The sequence below is a fragment of the Streptomyces sp. AC627_RSS907 genome (assembly GCF_019049165.1).
Map to the genome: position 1 here is coordinate 1 of NZ_JAGMUE010000185.1, position 3,948 is coordinate 3,948.

A 3,948-nucleotide genomic window follows, 5' to 3' on the forward strand; every position below is an offset into this window, starting at 1 on the left:
GTGAATGGGCCGTCGTCGGTGGTGGTGTCGGGTCTGGCGGCGGATGTCGGGCGGGTGGCCGGGCGGGGTTGGAAGACGTCGCGGTTGCGGACGAGTCATGCGTTTCATTCGCGGTTGATGGAGCCGATGCTCGAGGAGTTCGCTCGGGTCGTGCGTGGGCTGCGTTTCAGTGAGCCGACGGTGGCGGCGGTGTCGACGGTGACGGGTGCCCTGGTCACTGCCGGTCAGTGGTCGGATCCGGAGTACTGGGTGCGGCAGGTGCGTGAGCCGGTCCGGTTCGCCGACGCGGCTCAGAACCTGGCCACCGACGTCGTACTCGAGCTGGGCCCGGACAGTGTCCTCACCACGCTGATCGGTGAGACGAGCCCGGACACGGTCGCCGTTGCCGCGCTGCGCCGCGACCGGCACGAGGTCACCACCCTGCTCACCGCGATCGGTGAGCTGCACTCCACCGGCCTCACGGTCGACTGGCCGGCCGTACTGGGCGGTGGCAGACACCTCGACCTGCCGAGCTACGCCTTCGACCACCAGCGCTTCTGGCCACGCCGTCGCCCCCTTCCCACCGCGGACGCCGCAGGGCTCGGGTTGACCGAGACCGGCCATCCGCTGCTCGGTGCGACGATCTCACTCCCAGACACGCCGGAGACGGTTCTCACAGGCCGGCTGTCGGTCAGTACCCACCCGTGGCTGGCCGACCACACGGTCCACGGCATCACGGTCGTCCCCGGCACTGCCTTGGTCGAGATGGCACTCGCCGGCGGAGCCCGCATCGGGGCGCCGGTCCTCGACGAACTGCTGCTCCAGGCACCACTGGCCCTGTCGGTGAGCGACGGCACGCAGATCCGCACCACGATCAGCGCTCCGGACGGAGACGGACGGCACCAGGTTGCCATCCACGCCCGGCCCGACGACGAAGCACCCTGGACGTTGCACGCGACCGGTGTTCTCTCCCCGGACGACACCACCACCGCCGAGGACACCGACCTTGTCGTCTGGCCGCCGGCCGGTGTCAAGGAACTCGGCATCGACGGACTGTACGAGGCGTTCGCGGACGCGGGGCTGGCCTACGGCCCGGTCTTCCGTGGGCTGCGACGGGTCTGGCGGGACGGTACGGCGGTGTTCGCGGAGGTCGCGGTCGACCAGCCGACCGACGGTTTCGGCGTACACCCGGCGTTGTTCGACGCGGCCCTGCACGCCATCGGAACAGGTGACCTGCTGTCGGCCGCCGACGGTGCTCAGCTGCCTTTCGCCTTCTCGGGCGTACGCCTGCTCGGCGCGCCCACCGACACCCTGCGAGTGCGGCTCTCGGCAGGGCCCTCCGCCGACTCCGTGCGCGTGTTGCTCGCCGACGAGGCGGGTTTGCCGGTGGCCCGGGTCGACGCACTGACACTGCGGCCGGTTTCGGCGGGGCAGGTGTCGCGTGGTGCGGCGGACCGGTTGTTGTTCGGTGTGGAGTGGGTGCCGGAGGAGGGGGTGGCTGCGGCGGTCGAGGCTCCGGTGGTGGTGCGGCTGGGTGATGCTCTTCCGGCTCCGGTGTCTGTGGTGTTGGTGGATGCGTCGGTTCCGGGTTCGGCTCGGGATCGGTCGGTGGCTCTGCTGGGGTTGCTTCAGGGGTGGCTGGCTGATCCCGCGTGGGCTGGTTCGCGGTTGGTGGTGCGGACGTTCGGTGCGGTGGGTGAGGTGGTCACGGATCCGGACGGTGCGGCGTTGTGGGGTCTGGTGCGGTCGGCGCAGTCGGAGCATCCGGATCGTATTCATCTGCTGGACGCGTCGGAGGATGTGTGGTGTCCGGTGCCGCAGGCGGTGTTGCGGGACGGGGTGGTGAGGGTTCCGCGTCTGGTCCGGGTGAGGTCTGCGGGGGTGCCTGGGTTCGGTGGTGGGGCGGTGGTGGTCTCCGGGGCGTCGGGGACGTTGGGTCGTCTGGTCACCCGTCATCTGGTGGAGGCGCATGGGGTGCGTCGTCTGGTGCTGCTGTCCCGTTCGGGTGGGGTGGTGGAGGTCGAGGGTGCGCAGGTGCGTGCGGTCGCGTGTGATGTGGCTGATGCGGATGCTGTGGCGGTGGCTCTGCGGGGTGAGAGGGTCACGGGGGTGGTGCATGCGGCGGGTGTCCTGGATGACGGTCTGCTGACCGATCTGTCTGCGGAGCGGTTGGATGCGGTCTTCGGTGCGAAGGTGGACGCGGCCCGTAACCTTCTCGCGGCGACCGAGGGTCAGGATCTTGCGGCGTTCGTGTTGTATTCGTCGGCTGCGGGTCTGTTCGGCAATGCGGGGCAGGCGAACTACGCGGCGGCGAACGCGTTCCTGGATGCCTATGCCACCCGTCTGCGTTTTGAGGGTGTTCCGGCGACGTCACTCGCGTGGGGCCTGTGGGACGCCGGTATGGGCGAGGCCCTCACCGACACCGACCGGGATCGTATGCGGCGCGGTGGCATCCTGCCGTTGACCGTGGAACAGGGCCTGGCCGCCTTCGACGCCGCACTCGGCAGCGGACGGCCCGTCGTCGCGGCGCTGGGCGTGGACACCGCCGCACTCCGCACCGTCGACTACGTACCGCCGCTGCTGGCCGGTCTGGTGCCCGGCCGTGCCAAGGCCACCCCGGGAAGCTCGCTGGCCCAGCGGCTCGCCACGCTCCCCGAGCACGAACGGGGTCGGACGCTGCTGGCCCTGGTCAGCGGCCAGGTCGCCGCCGTGCTCGGGTACGCATCACCCGCCCAGCTCGATCCCGAGCGAGCCTTCAACGAGTTGGGCTTCGACTCGCTCACCGCCGTCGAGCTGCGCAACCGCCTGGCCACAGTCACCGGACTACGGCTGCCGTCCACGCTGGTCTTCGACTACCCGAACACCACTCTGCTGGCCTCCTTCCTCGGTGCGCGACTCTCCAGCGCACACGGGTCGGCCGTCGTCCTCCACCGTCAGCGGGTGGCCGACGAGCCGATCGCGATCGTCGGCATGGCCTGCCGTTACCCCGGTGGGGTGAGCAGCCCGGACGACCTGTGGGACCTGGTGGCGAACGGCCGGGACGGCATCGGCTTCTTCCCCGAGGACCGGGGTTGGGACGTCGAGGCGCTCTACCACCCGGACCCCGACCACCCCGGCACCTCCTACACCCGCCAGGGTGGCTTCCTCGCGGGTGCCGCGGACTTCGACCCGGGGCTGTTCGGCATCTCGCCGCGCGAGGCCCTCGCGATGGACCCGCAGCAGAGGCTGCTGCTGGAGACGTCGTGGGAGGCGTTCGAGCGGGCCGGGATCGACCCGTCGGGACTGCGCGGCTCGCGGACCGGTGTGTTCGCCGGCGTCATGTACCACGACTACGGCTCACAGACAGCCGAAGTGCCGCCCGGCGTCGAAGGCTTCCTCAGCACGGGCAGCTCCGGCAGCGTCGCCTCCGGTCGTGTGTCGTACACGTTCGGTCTTGAGGGGCCGGCGGTGACGGTGGATACGGCGTGTTCGTCGTCGTTGGTGGCGTTGCATCTGGCGGTGCAGGCGCTGCGCAACGGTGAGTGTGACGCGGCGCTGGCCGGTGGTGTGACGGTGATGTCCACGCCGAACACGTTTGTCGGGTTCTCGCGGCAGCGGGGTCTGGCGGCCGATGGGCGGTGCAAGTCGTTCGCGGAGGGTGCGGACGGCACCGGCTGGGGCGAGGGCGTGGGCATGCTGCTGGTGGAGCGGCTGTCGGATGCCGAGCGTCTGGGGCATCGGGTGCTGGCGGTGGTGCGGGGCAGTGCGGTCAACCAGGACGGTGCGTCGAACGGGTTGACGGCTCCGAATGGTCCTTCGCAGCAGCGGGTGATCCGGGCTGCGCTGGAGGCTGCTGGTCTGGCACCGCGTGATGTGGATGTGGTGGAGGCGCACGGTACGGGTACGGCGTTGGGTGATCCGATCGAGGCGCAGGCGTTGCTGGCGACGTACGGGCAGGACCGTGCGGGCGGTGAGCCGTTGTGGCTGGGT

The 3,948-nt window shown here is 70.3% G+C and carries 1 protein-coding gene; it reads left to right on the forward strand.

Annotation, left to right across the window (positions count from 1 at the left end; all coding sequences use genetic code 11):
- Nucleotides 1–3,948, forward strand: a 3,948-nt coding sequence (locus KUM32_RS31255) for an SDR family NAD(P)-dependent oxidoreductase (protein WP_308408760.1), incomplete at its 3' end; no start/stop codon positions are given.